The sequence below is a fragment of the Microbacterium sp. MDV22-iso44 genome (assembly GCF_058629135.1).
Genome location: NZ_JBZVWS010000001.1, coordinates 359480 through 376861, shown reverse-complemented (window position 1 = coordinate 376861; position 17382 = coordinate 359480). Strand labels below are relative to the sequence as shown.

Sequence of the window (17382 nt, the reverse complement as noted above, 5' to 3'; positions counted from 1 at the left end):
CTAGTCTCCCACGAGCGCGCGGCGCATGACCGCCACCACGTCGGGCTCGCGCGGGAGCGGTTCGTCGACGCCCCCCGTGGCGAATGCCCGGATCTGCAGGACCGCCTGGTGCAGCAGCATCCCCTCTCCCCCCGACGCGGGCCGCCCGGCGCGGTCCCACGCCCGGGACAGGTCGGTCGGCCAGTGACCGTAGACGACGTCCATGAGGACGCCGCCCGCCGCCGCCAGGGCGTCCGCAGCCCCGGCATCCACCGATACCCCGCCCGGCAGCGTCGCGATCGTCGCATCGACGGCGTCGGTCCGTTCGCCCGCGAGCGGTGCGGCGACGACGCGGACACCGAGCCGCTCCCCCAGGTCGACGAGTCCCTGCGCCGCCTCGGGGCGACGTGCGGCGACCTCGACGTCGCGGACGCCGAGCTCGGACAGCGCCACGAGCGCAGCGGATGCCGTCGCCCCCGCGCCGACGATGCGTGCGCGGTCGACGGCCTCGACACCCTGTTCACGGAGCGCGGCGACGATGCCCCCGGCATCCGTGTTGAACGCCCGCCACCCCGCGGGCGTCCGCACCAGCGTGTTCGCCGCACCGACGAGGGTGGCGCGCACGTCGCGCTCGGACGCGACGTCGAACGCGGCGCGCTTCAGCGGCATCGTCAGCGAGAGTCCGCGGTGGTCGGCGCCGAGGGCGGCGAGCTCGCCCGCGAACGACGCCTCGTCGACGCGTCGTCGGCCGTAGGTCCACTCCCAGCCGAGCAACGCGTACGCGGCCGTGTGCATGGCCGGCGACAGGCTGTGCCCGATCGGATCGCCCCAGACTTCCAGAGCGGTGGCCTCCGGGGCGGTGGCCGTCATCAGGAGCAGCCTCCGTCGGGGTTGTCGCGGCACCACTTCTGGTACTGGGCGACGGCTTTCTCATGCTCGGCGAAGGTCGCCGAGAAGACGGTCTCCCCCGTGTCGAGGTTGACCGTGACGAAGTACTGCCACGGTCCCTCGGCCGGGTTCAGAGCCGCCTTCATGGCGAGCTCTCCCGGGTTCGCGATGGGGGTGACCGGCAGACCCTTCTTCTTGTACGTGTTCCACCCGTTGTCGTCCGCGAGCTCCTCGGCGCGCGAACTCGTCCCGCCCTCGCGGTCGGCGAACGGGTACTGGGCGGTCGAGTCCATCTGCAGGAGACCGTTGGTGTCGCTGATCGCCGGATCCAACCGGTTCTGGATCACGCGGGAAACCTTGTAGAAGTCGTCCTCGTAGCGGCCTTCCTTCTCGATGATCGACGCGATCGTGAGGATCTTCTCCCGCTGATCGGCGGGCACGCCGGCGTCGTCGAGGGCTGCGATGGTCCGGTCGACCATCGTCTGAACGACCTCTTTCGCGGTCACGCCGGGGTTGAAGGTGTACGTCGCCGGGAACAGCCATCCTTCGAGACTCGGCGCCTTCACCCCGTAAGCAGCGGGGTCCTTGACGGCCGCCTCGACGTCGGCGACAGGCAGCCCGACGCCTTCGGCGATGCGCGGGACCGACTGCGCGACCGTCAGGCCCTCGCGCAGCTGGGCGGTGTACTCCTGCTTGTTCGCGGGATCGAGCAGAGCCTCGAACGCCGCTTGCGAGGTCATCTTCTTCTGCAGGGAGTACACGCCCGGTTTGAGGACGTTCGGATCCTCTCCGTTGTCGATCAGATAGGAGTAGAACGCGTCGGAGGTCTTCGTGACCCCCGCATCGAAGAGCGCGCGGGAGATGTCGGCACCCGTCTGGCCCGAGAGGACCGTGACGCTCGCCTCGCCTTCGGCGAGACCGGCCTCGTAATCCTTCGGCTCCTCCCATCCGAGGACCTTCCGGATCTGATCCTCGTAGGTGTTGAACACGGCGAACCCGCCGCCGACCAGTCCGCCGATGATGGCGATGATGATGACGAAGACGCCCCACGCGGCGACCCGGCTCTTGCGCCGGTCACGGTCCTGCCGGTGCGGTGCGGCGGACGGGGCCTTCAGTCCCTCGTCCTCGAAGAGCGCATCGATCGGGGCGGTCGACGAGGCGGTCGCCCGCTCGGCCGGACGAGGACGTGGAGCAGCAACGGATGCTGCCTCTTCCCGCTGCCCACCGGGCACGGCTCCGGCGTCCGTCGCCGACCCCGTCGGCTCCTGGCTCTGCGCCCTCCGGGCAGCCCGACGCGACGACGGGATCGCCCCGTCCGTCGGAGCGGAAGGATCTGCCGGGAAGGTCTCGGGGCGGTCGTCGCGCGAGGGGGTCTCGGACATCGGTGGACTCCTGCGTCTCCTACAGCGCCGCACCGGCCGGGTTACCGGTGCTCTTCTCGACATCGATCGCCTGCTGGAGGAGGACGACCGCGGCGATCTGGTCGACAATCCTACGAGACGACTTCTGCGAACGCTCGTTCTGACGGAGCACGGCGTTCGCCGAAACGGTGCTCAGCCGCTCGTCGACCAGTCGGATGGGCGCATCGACGGCGGCGGAGAGCTCGGTGGCGAACTCGCGCGCATCCGTCGTCGATGCGGTCTCTGACCCGCCGAGGCTGATCGGGAGACCGACAAGGATCTCGAGCGGGTCGTACTCGCGCGCGATCTCGACGATGCGCGCGACCGAGGTCTCGGCCCGGGGCACGGTCTCGACGGGGACGGCGAGCATCCCGTCCGGATCGCACCGGGCGACCCCGACGCGGGCTCGCCCGACGTCGATCCCGAGTCGGACCCCGCGACGGAAACCGCTCACGCGGTCGCACCCTCCAGTGCCGCGACGATGCCGCTCAGCGCGGTCGGCAGAGCGGACGCATCCGTTCCGCCTCCCTGAGCCACATCGTCTCGGCCGCCGCCGCCGCCGCCGAGCACACCGGCAGCGGTCTTCGCGAGCAGGCCGGCCTTGGCACCCGCGGCACGCGCGGCCTCGTTCGTGGCGACGATGACGATCGGACGCCCACCGGCCTCACCCGCGAGGGCGACGACACCGGCGTCGGACCCGAGACGCTCGCGCACCTGCAGCGCGAGGGTCCGCAGGTCGTCTGCGGAGGCGACCGAGCCGATCGACTGCGCCACCACACGGTAGGAACCGGCGGAGACGGCGGATGCCGCAAGAGTCGGGACCCGCTCGCCGAGGGCCTTCGCCTCGAACTGGGCGATCTTCTTCTCTGCCGCCTTGAGGCTCGCCTGGAGCTCCGCGATGCGGGCGGGCAGCTGGTCACGCGGGATCTTCAGTCCCGAGGTGAGCTGGGACACGATCGCCCGCTCGGCCGCGAGCTCGCGGAACGCATCCTGACCCACGAGGGCCTCGACGCGGCGGTTGGAGGCGCCGACCGACGACTCCCCCACGAGGTTGATGAGCCCTACCTGGGCACTCGAGGACACATGAGTGCCGGCGCACAGCTCGCGCGACCAGGGGCCGCCGATGTCGACCATCCGCACGGTGTCGCCGTACTTCTCGCCGAACAGCGCCATGGCGCCCGCGGCCTTCGCCTCGTCGAGCGACATGACCCGGGTCGTGACCTCGAGGTCGTCGCGGACGGCGTTGTTGGCGATCTCCTCGATCTCGCTCCGGGTCTCGGGCGAGAGCGCCTGACCCCACGAGAAGTCGAACCGCAGATATCCGGCGCGGTTGAGGGAGCCCGCCTGGGTGGCGCTCTTACCGAGGGTGTCGCGCAGAGCGGCGTGAACGAGGTGGGTGGCGGAGTGGGCCTGCGCGGCCGCACGGCGGTTCGCGGCATCCACCACCGTCGTCGCGGCGTGACCGACGGCGACCTCGCCCGTGGTCACCTCGACCGTGTGGCTGATGAGACCGGGGACGGGCTTCTGCACGTCGAGGACCTCGAGTTCGTAGCCCGGACCGACGATGACGCCCTTGTCAGCGACCTGGCCGCCGGACTCCGCGTAGAGGGCGGTCTCGGCGGTGATGACCTCGGCGATCTGCCCCTGCGCAGCACGATCGGCCGGGGCGCCGTCGACGAGGATGCCGAGGATCCGGGACTCCGTCTCGAGATCCGTGTATCCCGTGAAGACCGTCTCACCCAGCGCGCGGAAGTCGCGGTAGACACTCGTGTCGGCGAGCTGACGCTTGCGCGAGCGGGCGTCGGCCTTGGCGCGGTCCCGCTGCTCCTTCATGAGGGTGTCGAATCCGGCGCGGTCGACCGTGAGGCCGGCTTCCTCGGCGATCTCGAGCGTGAGGTCGATCGGGAAGCCGTACGTGTCGTGCAGCAGGAACGCCTGCGAGCCGCTCAGCGCGGTCGACTGCGTGGACTTCGCGGACTCGATCGAGGTGTCGAGGATCTCCGACCCGCTCGCGAGGGTGCGCAGGAACGTCGCCTCCTCGGCCAGCGCGTACTGCGACAGCCGGGCGTAGTCGGTCTCGACGACGGGGTACGACTCCTTCATGGCGTCCCGGGAGACGGCGAAGAGCTCCGCGAACGTCGGTCCCTCGACGCCCAGCAGACGCATCGAGCGGATCGCGCGGCGCATGAGACGGCGCAGGATGTAGCCGCGGCCGTCGTTGGCCGGAGTGACGCCGTCGGACAGGAGCATGAGCGACGAGCGGATGTGGTCCGCCACCACACGGAAGCGAACGTCGTCGTCGTGGTTCTCGCCGTACCGCTTGCCCGAGAGCTCCACGGCCTTGTCGAGGACGGGACGGACCTGGTCCGTCTCGTACATGTTGTCGACACCCTGCTTGATGAACGCGACGCGCTCGAGCCCCATACCGGTGTCGATGTTCTGCGCGGGCAGATCCCCGATGATGTCGAACTCGTACTTCGAGCGCACGTTCGTGATCTCGTACTGCATGAACACGAGGTTCCAGATCTCGACGTAGCGGTCGTCATCCGTGGCGGGTCCGCCGTCGACGCCGTACTCGGGACCGCGGTCGAAGAAGATCTCGGAGCACGGGCCGGCGGGACCGGGAAGCCCCGTGGTCCAGTAGTTGGTGTCCTTGCCCAGGCGCTGGATGCGCTCCTCGGGGAGGCTCGAGTGCTCGAGCCAGAGCTGAATCGCCTCGTCGTCCTCCTCGTAGACGGTGACCCAGAGGTCCTTCGGATCGAATCCGAGCCCACCGTCGTCGTCGGGCGTGGTGAGGAGCTCCCAGGCGTACCGGATCGCGTCCTTCTTGAAGTAGTCGCCGAACGACCAGTTGCCCAGCATCTGGAAGAACGTGCCGTGACGCGGGGTCTTGCCGACCTCTTCGATGTCGTTCGTGCGGATGCACTTCTGGTTGTCCGCCGCACGCTTGTAGGGCGCGGGAACATCGCCCGAGAGATACGGGATGAAGGGGACCATGCCGGCGACGGTGAACAGCAGCGCCGGGTCGTCGCTCACGAGGGATGCCGAGGGCACGATCGTGTGCCCGCGCTTCTCGAAGTAGTCCAGGTAGCGCCGGGCGATCTCAGCGGTCTTCATCGTGTGTCCTCAAACTGCATGCGGGATCGGTCGCGTCCCAGGGGCCGCGACCGGGAGATGGGGAAGTGGGTCAGTCGCCCTGCGGGGCGGACGCGGCATCCTTCGACAGGGCGTCCTGCGCGTCGGCGACGATGCCCTCGATCTTCGCCTCCTGCGTCCGGTAGGCCTCGCCCATCCGGTCGGTGAACTCGGAGATGCGGAGGTCGACCTCGGAGAGGAGTTCCTGGCCTCGCGGGTCCTTGTTGACCAGGTGCGCGGCGACGAAGCCGGCGACGATGCCCATCAGGAACCAGAGGACTTTCTTCATGGGGTCCATGTTAGGTGCAAAGCAGAAGGGGCGCCGGGTGAACCCGACGCCCCTTCGAACCGCTGAGCGGTCGAACCTCGCTTAGCGCGCGGCGTAGTACTCGACGACGAGCTGGACTTCACAGGTCACCGGGACCTCGGCGCGCTTGGGTCGACGCTCGAGACGGGCCTGGAGCTTGTCGAGCTCGACCGACAGGTAACCGGGAACCGGGGGCAGGACTTCGGCGTGACCGCCGGCGGCTGCGACCTGGAACGGCTCGAGAGCCTCGCTCTTGGCCTTGACGTGGATCGTCTGGCCCGGCTTCACGCGGAAGGACGGGCGGTCGACGAGCTGGCCGTCGACGAGGATGTGACGGTGCACGACGAGCTGACGCGCCTGCGCCGTCGTGCGGGCGAAGCCCGAACGGAGCACGAGCGAGTCGAGACGCATCTCGAGGAGCTCGACGAGGTTCTCACCGGTCAGACCCTCCGTGCGGCGGGCCTCGTTGAAGGTGTTGCGCATCTGCTTCTCGCGGATGCCGTACTGCTCGCGCAGACGCTGCTTCTCGCGAAGACGGACGGCGTAGTCGCTGTCCTGCTTGCGCTTGGTGCGGCCGTGCTCACCGGGAGCGTAGGGACGCTTCTCGAGGTAGCGGGCGGCCTTGGGGGTCAGTGCGACGCCGAGGGCGCGCGAGAGGCGCACCTTGCGGCGGTCCTGGGACTTCGTTGCCACGAAATCTTCCTTCCATGACGTGGCCATGTCTTTCACGGCTCACGGGCGTATCGCCGTCTCTCGCCCTCTCGGACTGCACGCCGGGGCACGCCGAAAGGTGGGAAAGAGAGAAGAGGATGCCCGAAAACACGGTTTCGAGCCGATTAAGCCTAACAGACGGGTGGGATCATCCCTGGCCGTGAGCCAGATCGAGCGCACCGGGCGGGTAGAAGGGGAACGCATCCGGGTGGAGGTCATCGAGCCGGTACCAGCCGACCGACGTCTCACCGTCGAGAACCTGGATCCGCTCGTCGACGCTCAGGGCATCGAGCTCGGGACTGCTCACCGCGAAGAGGTACGCGATCTCGTGTCCGGGCCGGCCCTCGTTGTCGAAGATGTTCTCGATGACCCCGAGGAGCCGCGACTCCGTCACCGTCGCCCCGAGTTCCTCTGCGAGCTCTCGGCGGACGGCCGCCTCGGCCGTCTCCCCCGGTTCCACACCGCCGCCCGGAGCCCGCAAGAAGGCCGGGCGGACCGTCGTCGCCGGATACAGCTCCCCCAGGATGAACCCGTCCCTCATGACGACCGCCACCGAGATCACGCGGATGCGAGGGCGGGAACGGACCTCGGCTGCGTAGGCGCGGAGCGCCCGGCCGTAGAGCGGTATCCCGTCAGCGAGAGCCGCGAGGGCGGTGCGGAGCGCACGGACGGCTTTGTCGTCGTCGTACAGGGCGAGCGCTCGGAAGCCGGCCGCGGCGCCCGCCAACGGGTCGGTCGGCGGGACGTCCCTCAGAATGGCGATCGCGCCCGAGGCATCCCCCACGTTGCGCAGGGAACTCGCCAGCTGGATCCTCGCCTGCGTCTCGTAGGGAGACTCGAGCCCCGCAGCGAGCGCCGCGCGATAGAGCGGGATCGCCGCCGCCTCCTCCCCCAGGAAGTCCTCGACGGACGCACGCTCGAACAGGGCTCGAGGGTCGCTGCCGGGAGTCCCCGCGAGCGCGCCGCTCATCGCGGCGCGGAGCTCGTCGGGCTTCTCTTCGTCGGCCGCCGCCCACACATCGTCGATCCTCCGGCCGAGGTCATCGGCCCCGCCTGCTGCAGGTGCATCGCCGCTCAGCATCGCTCGGACGCGCCGCTGCAGCGGTTCCAGCCCCACGTCGACGTTCGCGTCACGCGCGAAGACGGTGAGTCCGCGCAGCGCCACGCCGGCATCACTCAGCTCGCCGGACAGCAGATGGGCGAAGAAGGCGGCATCCGGGACCTCGCGCACGGTGCCGTGCTCGAGCTCGTCCCATTCCGGCGGGCCTTCCGGGACGCAGTCCGCGGCGATCAGGACGTGCTGACGCCGCGTCGAGTTGGCGCCGCTCCACTCGGAGCCCGCCTCCACGACGATGCCCGCCCGATAGCCGGTCTCTTCGCGGAGTTCCCGGACGCCCGCCTCTCGCGGCGACTCACCCGGATCGACGGCGCCCCCGGGGATCTCGGCGATGACACGCTGCGGGCCGACCCGGAATTGATCGAAGAGGACCACCGTGCCATGCGGGGTGAAGGCGATGACCGCGATCGTGTCGCCCTGGTCGAGGACGTCCCAGTCGGCGCGCGCGCCGTCCGGCATCCGGTACACGTCGCGCCGGATCCGGGTGAAGCCGTCGTAGACGACCTCACCCGATTCGCGCACCCACCGAGGATCAGTCACCGAGGATCTTCCGGATCTTCTCGAGTCGGGCGGAGATGTCCCGCTCCACACCCCGACCGGTCGGCTCGTAATAGCGGCGACCACGCAGTTCGTCGGGCAGGTACTGCTGCGTCGCGACGCCGACATCGAGATCGTGCGGGTACACGTACCCCTTGCCGTGACCCAGGCGCTTCGCTCCGGCGTAATGCGCGTCCCTCAGGTGGATCGGCACCCGGCCGAAACCGCCGGCACGGACGTCCGCGATCGCCGCGTTGATCGCGGTGTACGCGGCGTTCGATTTCGCCGTGGTCGCGAGGTAGGCGGTCGCTTCCGCCAGGGGGATGCGTCCCTCCGGCATCCCGATGAACGCAACCGCGTCAGCCGCGGCGACCGCGATCTGGAGCGCCTGCGGGTCGGCGAGTCCGATGTCCTCCGCGGCGGAGATGACGAGGCGCCGCGCGATGAACCGGGGATCCTCACCGGCTTCGATCATCCGGGCGAGGTAGTGGATCGCGGCATCCGGGTCGGATCCGCGGATCGACTTGATGAAGGCACTGATGACGTCGTAGTGCTCGTCGCCCTGCCGGTCGTACCGCAGCAGCGCGCGGTCGACGGCCTGCGCGACGTGCTCCGCCGTGATGACCGGCGGGGCGGTCTCCTCGGCGCCGTCATCTGATTCGTCGGTCGGCTCCGCGGGTTCAGCCATGGACGCCGCGGCCTCGAGCGAGGTCAACGCACGCCGCGCGTCACCGGATGCGAGGTGGACCAACGCGGCGCGCGCCTCGCCCGACAGGCTGACCGCACCCGCGAGTCCCCTCGCGTCGCTGACGGCTCGGTCGATCAGCATCCCGAGGTCCTCATCGGTGAGCGGCTGCAGGGTGAGCAGAAGCGACCGCGACAGCAGCGGCGAGATGACCGAGAAGGAAGGGTTCTCGGTGGTCGCGGCGATGAGGATGACCCACCCGTTCTCGACACCCGGGAGCAGCGCATCCTGCTGAGCCTTCGTGAAGCGGTGGATCTCATCGAGGAAGAGGATCGTGGAGGCGCCGTAGAGGTCGCGCTGCGTCATCGCCTCCTGCATGACCTCGCGGACGTCCTTGACGCCGGCAGTCACCGCCGACAGCTCCACGAACCGACGGCCCGACGTCCGCGCGATCGCTTGCGCCAGCGTCGTCTTCCCCGTCCCCGGCGGCCCCCACAGGATCACGGACACCGCGCCGGTGGTCGCGCGCCCCGAATCTGCGAGGGCGACGAGCGGCGAACCGGGGCGCAGCAGATGCGTCTGACCGGCCACCTCGTCGAGAGATGCCGGTCGCATCCTGACGGCCAGTGGCGTCGCTCCACGGAAAAGCGCGTCACTCTGTGCCATTGTCCCAGGCTAATCGCCGTCACCGACATCCCGGGTCGAGGCATGGCCCCCGGGTTTTGTCGCGAGCGCGCGAGCCGAATAATCTGCAGGTGGCTGGGCTCGTGCGCAGCCCCGACGGAAGGATCGCCGTGGCAGCGGGCAAGAGCAGGCCGCGCGCAAGCGCACAGGAACGGGAGCGCGTCCGCCTCTATGAGGCGCGCCGACGCTTCAACGCGTCGCTGGTGCAGCGCCGCCGCCGCGACAACGTGATCGCCGGCGTCGCGGGCGGCATCCTTCTTCTGGGGATCCTGGCGGGTCAGGCGGCCTACTACACCGTGGGCCCGGGAACTCCCGAACCCGCACCGAGCCCGACCCCGACCTCGACGACGAGCGAGACACCCGCGCCGTCGCCCACGGCGACGGATTCGCCGACGCCCACTCCGACCCCGTGACCGCCGCGTACTAGGCTGAGTCACTAATCCGACCCCCCATGCGGCGCATGCCGCCGACGAGGTGACCCCCGTGAGTTCCGCCACCCCCGAATCCGCCGAGACCCAGCCGTGGGGCCGCGTCGACGACGACGGCACCGTCTCCGTCCGTGAGGGCGACCAGTGGCGCGTCGTCGGCCAGTACCCCGACGGCACCCCCGAAGAGGCGCTCGCCTACTTCGAGCGCAAGTATGCAGACCTCGCCTCCGAGGTGACGCTGCTCGAGGTGCGCCACCGTCGGGGCGGCGCCTCGGCATCCGACCTGCGCGGCACCGCCCGGACGATCCGTGAACGGCTCGACGGCGCTGCCGCAGTCGGCGACCTGGCCACGCTCGAGGCACGCGTCACCGCACTGGAGGGGGCACTGTCCGAGGCGAGCGCGGAAGAGGCGCAGGCGCAGCGGGCAGCAGTGGATGCCGCCGTCGCCGAGCGCGAGAGCATCGTCGCCGAGATCGAGGCGATCGCCGCCAAGGACCCGCGCTCCATCCAATGGAAGCAGACGACGGCGGACGTAGCCGCGCTGTTCGCACGCTGGCAGGAGCACCAGAGCACCGGCCCCCGCCTGCCCAAGGCGGTCGGTCAGCAGCTCTGGAAGCGATTCCGTGACGCACGTGCCGTCGTCGACAAGAACCGGCGCGAGTTCTACTCGAGCCTCGACGAGCAGCACAAGAGCGCCCGCGATGCGAAGACGCGCCTCGTCGAGCGCGCCGAGGCGCTGGCGCCGAGGGGTGAGGATGGCATCTCGGCGTATCGCGAGCTGCTCGACCAGTGGAAGAGCGCCGGCCGCGCCGGAAAGAAGGCGGACGACGCGCTCTGGGCCCGGTTCAAGGCAGCCGGCGACGTCCTTTACGGCGCGCGCATCGAACGCGAGAACGCGGACGTAGAAGCATCGAAGGAGAAGATCGAGGCCAAGCGCGCTCTGCTCGACGAAGCCGCCGCCGTCGCGAAGGAGAAGGACAACGCCAAGGCGCGCACACTCCTCACGAACATCCAGCGCCGCTGGGACGAGATCGGTCGGGTGTTCCCGCGCGACACCGAGCGCGGGCTGGACGACCAGCTCCGCAAGGTCGAGACCACGCTGAAGTCCCGCGAGGACGAGGACTGGAAGCGCAACAACCCCGAGACGAAGGCGCGTCAGAACGACATGACGAGCCAGCTCCAGGACGCCATCACCAAGCTCGAAGAAGAACTCGCGGCCGCAGAGGCCACGAAGGACAAAGCCGCCATCGCCAAGGCGAAGGACGCTCTCGAAGCCCGCAAGGGCTGGCTGCGCGCCCTCGGCGGCTGACACCTCGTACCGACAGAGAGCGGAGCACTCCCCCGGGTGCTCCGCTCTCTGCGTTCTCCACAGAGGTGTCGGCAGCCCGACGGCGACGCACCTCGATGGCGCAGACTGCCCTCATGTGGCCGTTCCTCTACTTCGCCGATGATCGGTTGTCGACTGCGGAGCTGACTGCCGCCCGTCTCGACGGCGACCTGGTGGAGGTCGGCGAGGCGTTCATGCCGGCGGACGCCGTCGAGACACGAGAGCTGCGCGCAGCATCCTTCCGCTCCATCGGCGGGCCGGAGCGCGCAGTCACCCACGCGAGCGCGGCGTGGGTGCACGGTGCCATCCCGGACCCGCCGCTCATTCACACTCTGCAGCGCGCCGGCCGGCGGCGAGCAGCCTTCCCGGTCGACGCGCGCATCCGGTTCCGGGATGTCGCGCTACCCGCCGGCGACGTCGAGCTCATCAGCGGCGTCGCTGTGACGACGCCCGTCCGCACCCTCGTCGACCTCGTCCGCGACGCCGTGGTCGGCGGATCGCCGCGCCACTTGGTCGATGACATGCTCGCGTGGCGACCGGACCTCCTCGCCGATGCGGTCATCTGGATCGACGCGGCGGGTCCCATCCACCACAAACGGGCGGCGGCCGCAGAACTACGGCGGCGTCAGGAAGACGTGACCCGGTAGACGTCGTAGACGGCGTCGATGCGCCGGACGGCGTTCAACACGCGATCGAGGTGGACGGTGTCGCCCATCTCGAAGACGTAACGACTGAGCGCGAGACGGTCGTTGGTCGTCTGCACGGATGCCGACAGGATGTTCACGTGGTGTTCGCTGAGCACCCGCGTGATGTCGCTGAGCAGGCCCGAACGGTCGAGCGCCTCCACCTGGATGTGCACGAGGAAGACGCTCTTCGACGTCGGAGCCCATGACACGTCGATCAGTCGATCGGGCTGATCGCGGAGCGAGCCGACGTTCGTGCAGTCTGCTCGGTGCACCGACACACCGCTTCCACGGGTCACGAAGCCCACGATCTCGTCGCCCGGCACCGGTGTACAGCACTTGGCGAGCTTGACGAGGATGTCGGGGGCACCGCGGACGAGGACACCGGAGTCGCCGCCGCGCGGCGCCTTCGAGCGCCCTACGGCCGGCAGGTCGATGGGACCGGTGGAGGTCTCCTCCTCCTCGGAACGGACGAGCGCGGTCACCTTCTCGATGACGGACTGCGTCGACACGTGGCCTTCGCCGACCGCCGCGTAGAGCGCGGTCACGTCTTCGTACCGGAGCTGGTGGGCGACGGCGGTGAACGAGTCCTGGCTCATGAGCCGCTGCAGCGGTAGGTTCTGTCGGCGCATCGCGCGGGCGATCGCGTCCTTGCCCTGCTCGACGGCCTCGTCTCTGCGTTCCTTCGTGAACCAGCCGCGGATCTTGTTGCGCGCTCGGGTGCTCTTGACGAAGGCCAGCCAGTCCTGGCTCGGCCCGGCATCCGGATTCTTCGAGGTGAACACCTCGACGACGTCACCCGAGTGGAGTTCGGACTCGAGGGGAACGAGCCTGCCGTTGACCTTCGCCCCCATCGTGCGGTGGCCGATCTCGGTGTGCACCGCGTACGCGAAGTCGACCGGGGTCGCCCCCGCGGGAAGCCCCACGACACGACCCTTCGGGGTGAAGACGTAGACCTCCTTCGCACCGATCTCGAAGCGCAGCGAGTCGAGGAACTCACCGGGGTCTGCGGTCTCTGCCTGCCAGTCGGAGATGTGCGCGAGCCAGGCCATGTCCTGGTCGATCGCCTTGGAGTCCGCCTTGCCGCCGGCGATCTGCTCTTTGTACTTCCAGTGCGCCGCGACGCCGTACTCGGCCTGCTGGTGCATCTCGTGCGTGCGGATCTGGATCTCAACCGTGCGTCCGCCGGGACCGATGACCGTCGTGTGGAGCGACTGGTAGAGGTTGAACTTCGGCGTCGCGATGTAGTCCTTGAACCGGCCGGGGATCGGCGTCCACCGTGCGTGGATCGCACCGAGGACGGCGTAGCAATCCCTGACCGTGCCCACCATGATGCGGATGCCGATGAGGTCGTAGATGTCGTCGAACTCGCGACCGCGGACCACCATCTTCTGGTACACGGAGTACAGCTGCTTGGGCCGCCCCATGACGCGTCCGCGGATGCGGAGGTCTCGCAGGTCCGCCTCGACGTTGTCGATGACCGTGTGCACGTACTGCTCGCGCTGCGGGGTGCGCTGCTTCACGAGCGAGTCGATCTCGGCGTAGAGCTTGGGGTGGAGCACCGCGAACGACAGATCCTCGAGCTCGCTCTTGGCGGTCTGGATGCCGAGACGGTGCGCCAGCGGCGCGTAGATCTCGAGCGTCTCGCGGGCCTTCTTGGCGGCCTTCTCGGGAGGGACGAACCCCCAGGTGCGAGCGTTGTGTAGGCGGTCCGCGAGCTTGATCAGCAGAACGCGGATGTCTTTGGACATCGCGACGATCATCTTGCGGACGGTCTCCGCCTGCGCAGCGTCGCCGTACTTGACCTTGTCGAGCTTCGTGACGCCGTCGACCAGCATCGCGACCTCGTCGCCGAAGTCGGCGGTCAGCTGATCGAGCGAGTAGTCGGTGTCCTCGACCGTGTCGTGCAGGAGGGCCGCGGCGATCGCGCGCGGACCGAGGCCGAGTTCGGCGAGGATCTGCGCGACCGCGAGCGGATGCGTGATGTACGGCTCGCCGCTCTGGCGCTTCTGGGACGCGTGCGCTTTCGCCGCCGTCCGGTACGCGCGCTCGACGATCGCGATGTCGCCCTTGGGGTGGTGAACGCGCACCGTCCGCATGAGCTCTTCGAGGGCGTCGCGAGACGGGGCCCGCGAGAAGATGCGCGGCACGAGCCTGCGCAGCGATTGCCCGCCCGTCGCAGACCCTGTCGGAGTGACCGCTTCAGCCATGCGATCGCCTCCTGTATGCCCGTACGCGCCTGGAACTGGAGGTCAATCCTACGCCCGCGCGCATCCGGCTCAGACCGCGGCGACGGCTGCCGAGCGAGCCTCCACGACACGCTGGTCGCGCGCCTTGAGGTCGGCCTCGTTCTCGCGCAGGAGCGAGTACAGCGGCGCAGCGACGAACAGCGTGGAGTACGCCGCGACGATCGTTCCGACGAAGATCGACAGCGAGATGTCCGTCAGGGTCTGAGCCCCGAGCCACAGGGCGCCGATGAAGAGGATCGCCCCCGTCGGCAGCACCGCCACGACGGTCGTGTTGATCGATCGGATGAGGGTCTGGTTCACGGCGAGGTTGACCGACTCGCCGAAGGTCCGACCGGACTTCTCGCCGTCCTCGAAGGTGTTCTCGCGGATCTTGTCGAAGACGACCGTGGTGTCGTACAGCGAGTAGGACAAGATCGTGAGGAAGCCGATCACGGCCGCGGGCGAGATCTCGAAGCCGAACAGCGCGTAGACGCCCACGGTGACGACGAGCACGTCGACCAGACCGATCATGGCGGCGACCGACATCTTGAAGGTACGGAAGTACAGCGCGAGGATCACGAACGTCAGTACGAGGAAGATCGCCAGGCCCCAGAGGGATTGACGAGTCACGCTCTCCCCCCAGCTCGGCCCGATGAACGACGAGCTGACGCTCTTGTCCGACACCCCGTACGCCTCGACGAGAGCCGAGGTGACCTCGCGGGTCTCGATCTCACCCATCTGGTCGGTCTGGATGCGGAGGCTGTCGTCGCCGACCGTCGTGACGCGCGGCGCGGCGTCCGGGACGACCGACTGGACCGCCTTGGTCGCGAGCAGCTGGTCGGGCTTGGCGACGTCGTTGACGGTGAACTGCGATCCGCCGGTGAACTCGATCGAGAACTGGACCGGACGGAAGACCGGCACGAGCGCCGAACCGATCACGAGGATCGCCGCGATCAGGAACCAGAGACGGCGACGGCCGACGAACGGGAAGGAGACCTTGCCCGTGTAGAGGTCGTTACCGAAATCACTCATGGAACGCATCAGTCGTTCCCCTCCCCTGCCGAGCGGTTGGTGCCGCTCTGCTCCGCGAGCTTGCGCTCAGCGATGGTCTGTCGGCGGACGGCTTCGCTGCGGGACCGCGACGAGCGCTTCTCGGCCTGGGACTTGCCGCCGGCGGCGACGGGTGCGCGGAACTGCGCACGACCACGGTAGACGGCACCGAGTGCGGTCGGGTCGAGACCCGAGAGCGGGTGCCCCCCGCCGAAGAAACGCGTCCGAGCGAGCAGCTGCATCACAGGGTGCGTGAAGAGCACGAAGATGAGCACGTCGATCACGGTGGTCAGACCCAGCGTGAAGGCGAAGCCCTTCACCGTCGAGTCGGCCAGGATGTACAGCACGACGGCGGCGAGGATGTTGATCGACTTCGAGATGTAGATCGTGCGCTTGGCGCGATCCCAGCCGTCTTCGACGGCACCGGTGATCGACTTGCCGTCGCGGAGTTCGTCCCTGACGCGCTCGAAGTAGACGATGAACGAGTCGGCCGTGAAGCCGATCGTCACGATCAGGCCGGCCACACCCGCGAGCGAGAGTCGGAACCCCATCCGCCACGCGAGGATGCAGAGGGTGATGTAGGTGAGGACGCCCATGACCGCGAGCGAGGCGATGATGACCGAGCCGAGGGCACGGTAGACCGTCAGCGAGTAGATGGCGACCAGGGCGAGACCGATGAGTCCGGCGACGAGACCGATGAGCAGCTGCTGCGATCCGAGCGTCGCCGAGATCGAGTTGCTGCTCTGGACCTCGAAGCTCAGCGGAAGAGCGCCGTACTTGAGCTGATCCGCGAGCGTCTTCGAGGTCTCCTGGTCGAAGTTGCCGGTGATCTGCGGCTTGCCGTCGGTGATCACGGCGTTCATCGACGGAGCGGAGATGACCTCGCCGTCCAGGACGAAGGCGAACTGGTTCTGCGGCGACTGCAGGTTGAAGAGCCGCTGGCTGATGTCGCCGAAAGTCTTGGTGCCGGCGCCGTTGAAGACGATGTTGACGGCCCACTGGCCGTTCTGCGAGTTCAGACCGTTGGTCGCGTCGGAGATCGCGGAGCCGGTGAGCTCCACGGGCCCCAGGAGGTACTTGGCCGAACCGTCCGCGTCGCAGGTGATCAGCGGCTGATCCGCGGGTTCCTGGGCCGGGTCGTTCGCGGGCTTCGCGCAGTCGTAGGCGAGGAACTCGGCCTGCACCTCTTCCGTCGCCCACGACAGATCGCTGCCGTTCGTCGGCGCCGGAGTGGGAGTCGCGTTCAGGGACGGACCGGGCGTCGGGTACGGGGTCTGCTTGCCGTCGTCACCGACGAACGTGTTGCTCGGGGCCGCCGTGTAGAGGACGGCCCGCAGCTGCATCTGCGCCGAACGGCCGATGCGGTCGCGCGTCTCCTCGTCGGCGATGCCCGGAAGCTGCACCACGATCTGGTTGCCCGCCTGCGTCGTGATGTCGGTCTCGCCGACACCCGAGGCATCCACGCGCTGACGGATGATCGAGACCGCCTGCTGCATCTGATCCGCTGTGGGCTGAGCGCCCTCCCGGGTCTGCGCCTGCAGGATGATCTGCGTGCCGCCCTGGAGGTCGAGCGCCAACTCGGGCACCCACGAACTCTTCTCGAAGAGGATGACGCCCGCAGCGTTCACCCCGAAGAGCACGGCGGTCAGGGCGAGGAGTCCGATGAGTGCGCGCCAGGCGCGGCGGACGGGGGTGGATGAAGCCACGGAGGGAACTTTCTTCAGGGACCGCCGAAGCGGAGGAGATCAGGCCTTGGGCTTGTCGTCCGCGTCGGGCGTGCTGTCGACGGGACGCGAGTCGAGGATCGTCTCGTCGCGCGAGACGATGACGTCGTCACCGGCGACCTGCTCGTCCTCGTCGACGACGGGCTCCTCGTCCTCGACGATGCGGAGGATGGCCTGGCTGTGGACCTCGACGACCATGCCGGGAGCGAGCTCCACGTGAGCGGGCTTGGAGAGGTCGGTCGGGTCGTACTCGACGATCGTGCCGTAGAGCCCGCCCTGGAGCAGGACCTTGACGCCCGGGACCATCTGCTGAGCCTTCTGCTCCTGCTGCTCCTTCATCTTCTTCGCGCGGCGACGCGAGCTGACGAACATGAAGACCAGCAGAGCCGCCAGCAGGATGAGCAGGCCGTAGTCCATGAAGAAGTTTCCTCCGGTGGCCTGCTGGGTGTTCTGCTGGGAGAGAAGCAACATGGACGCGGGTCCGCCTTTCGGGAGGGCA

The 17382-nt window shown here is 68.7% G+C and carries 15 protein-coding genes; 3 read left to right on the top strand and 12 right to left on the bottom strand.

The features are described 5' to 3' along the window. The 8 genes from AC4NN1_RS01870 to AC4NN1_RS01835 all read right to left on the bottom strand — a co-directional run bounded on the left by AC4NN1_RS01870 (position 1) and on the right by AC4NN1_RS01835 (position 9425). Complete coding sequence (locus tag AC4NN1_RS01870; RefSeq protein ID WP_491954403.1) at positions 1–849, bottom strand: shikimate dehydrogenase; 849 nt, start codon at positions 847–849, stop codon at positions 1–3. Then, positions 849–2249 (bottom strand): endolytic transglycosylase MltG, encoded by a 1401-nt coding sequence (mltG, locus tag AC4NN1_RS01865; protein ID WP_363458961.1) that lies wholly within the window; start codon positions 2247–2249, stop codon positions 849–851. Before mltG ends, AC4NN1_RS01870 begins: the two co-directional genes overlap by 1 nt. Before the next feature lie 19 nt (positions 2250–2268). After that, positions 2269–2721 carry a Holliday junction resolvase RuvX gene (gene ruvX, locus AC4NN1_RS01860; protein ID WP_491954402.1) on the bottom strand — a complete coding sequence of 151 codons (453 nt, stop codon included), beginning with the start codon at positions 2719–2721 and terminating at the stop codon, positions 2269–2271. Then, positions 2718–5384 (bottom strand): alanine--tRNA ligase, encoded by a 2667-nt coding sequence (gene alaS / locus AC4NN1_RS01855; RefSeq protein WP_116229121.1) that lies wholly within the window; start codon positions 5382–5384, stop codon positions 2718–2720. Before alaS ends, ruvX begins: the two co-directional genes overlap by 4 nt. 70 nt (positions 5385–5454) lie before the next feature. After that, positions 5455–5691: a hypothetical protein gene (locus tag AC4NN1_RS01850; RefSeq protein ID WP_018186732.1), complete on the bottom strand. Its 237-nt coding sequence runs from the start codon at positions 5689–5691 to the stop codon at positions 5455–5457. A gap of 81 nt (positions 5692–5772) precedes the next feature. Then, positions 5773–6429, bottom strand: coding sequence for a 30S ribosomal protein S4 (gene rpsD / locus AC4NN1_RS01845; protein ID WP_018186731.1), 657 nt, complete (start codon positions 6427–6429; stop codon positions 5773–5775). Positions 6430–6568: 139 nt separating this feature from the next. Continuing rightward, positions 6569–8077: a tetratricopeptide repeat protein gene (locus AC4NN1_RS01840; protein WP_256335390.1), complete on the bottom strand. Its 1509-nt coding sequence runs from the start codon at positions 8075–8077 to the stop codon at positions 6569–6571. Continuing rightward, positions 8070–9425, bottom strand: a complete 1356-nt coding sequence (locus AC4NN1_RS01835; RefSeq protein ID WP_491954401.1) for a replication-associated recombination protein A — start codon at positions 9423–9425, stop codon at positions 8070–8072. The genes AC4NN1_RS01840 and AC4NN1_RS01835 overlap by 8 nt, the downstream gene beginning before the upstream one ends. Positions 9426–9514: 89 nt before the next feature. On the opposite strand from AC4NN1_RS01835, the gene AC4NN1_RS01830 reads away from it, so the two are divergent. The 3 genes from AC4NN1_RS01830 (at position 9515) to AC4NN1_RS01820 (ending at position 11845) form a co-directional block, all read left to right on the top strand. Then, entirely contained in the window at positions 9515–9856 is a 342-nt protein-coding gene (locus tag AC4NN1_RS01830) for a dioxygenase (protein ID WP_256335389.1), read from the top strand. Positions 9857–9926: 70 nt separating this feature from the next. Beyond that, complete coding sequence (locus AC4NN1_RS01825) at positions 9927–11180, top strand: DUF349 domain-containing protein (protein WP_018186727.1); 1254 nt, start codon at positions 9927–9929, stop codon at positions 11178–11180. Between the two features lie 95 nt (positions 11181–11275). Then, complete coding sequence (locus tag AC4NN1_RS01820; protein ID WP_116229124.1) at positions 11276–11845, top strand: type IV toxin-antitoxin system AbiEi family antitoxin; 570 nt, start codon at positions 11276–11278, stop codon at positions 11843–11845. Here the strand turns inward: AC4NN1_RS01820 and AC4NN1_RS01815 are convergent. The 4 genes from AC4NN1_RS01815 to AC4NN1_RS01800 form a co-directional block, all read right to left on the bottom strand. Next, positions 11824–14091, bottom strand: a complete 2268-nt coding sequence (locus AC4NN1_RS01815; protein ID WP_018186725.1) for a RelA/SpoT family protein — start codon at positions 14089–14091, stop codon at positions 11824–11826. The genes AC4NN1_RS01820 and AC4NN1_RS01815 overlap by 22 nt on opposite strands. 69 nt (positions 14092–14160) lie before the next feature. Continuing rightward, entirely contained in the window at positions 14161–15150 is a 990-nt protein-coding gene (secF, locus tag AC4NN1_RS01810) for a protein translocase subunit SecF (RefSeq protein WP_028497396.1), read from the bottom strand. Next, positions 15150–16865, bottom strand: a complete 1716-nt coding sequence (secD, locus tag AC4NN1_RS01805) for a protein translocase subunit SecD (protein ID WP_018186723.1) — start codon at positions 16863–16865, stop codon at positions 15150–15152. The genes secF and secD overlap by 1 nt, the downstream gene beginning before the upstream one ends. Before the next feature lie 39 nt (positions 16866–16904). After that, positions 16905–17354 (bottom strand): preprotein translocase subunit YajC, encoded by a 450-nt coding sequence (locus tag AC4NN1_RS01800; protein WP_018186722.1) that lies wholly within the window; start codon positions 17352–17354, stop codon positions 16905–16907. Positions 17355–17382: the final 28 nt, after the last annotated feature.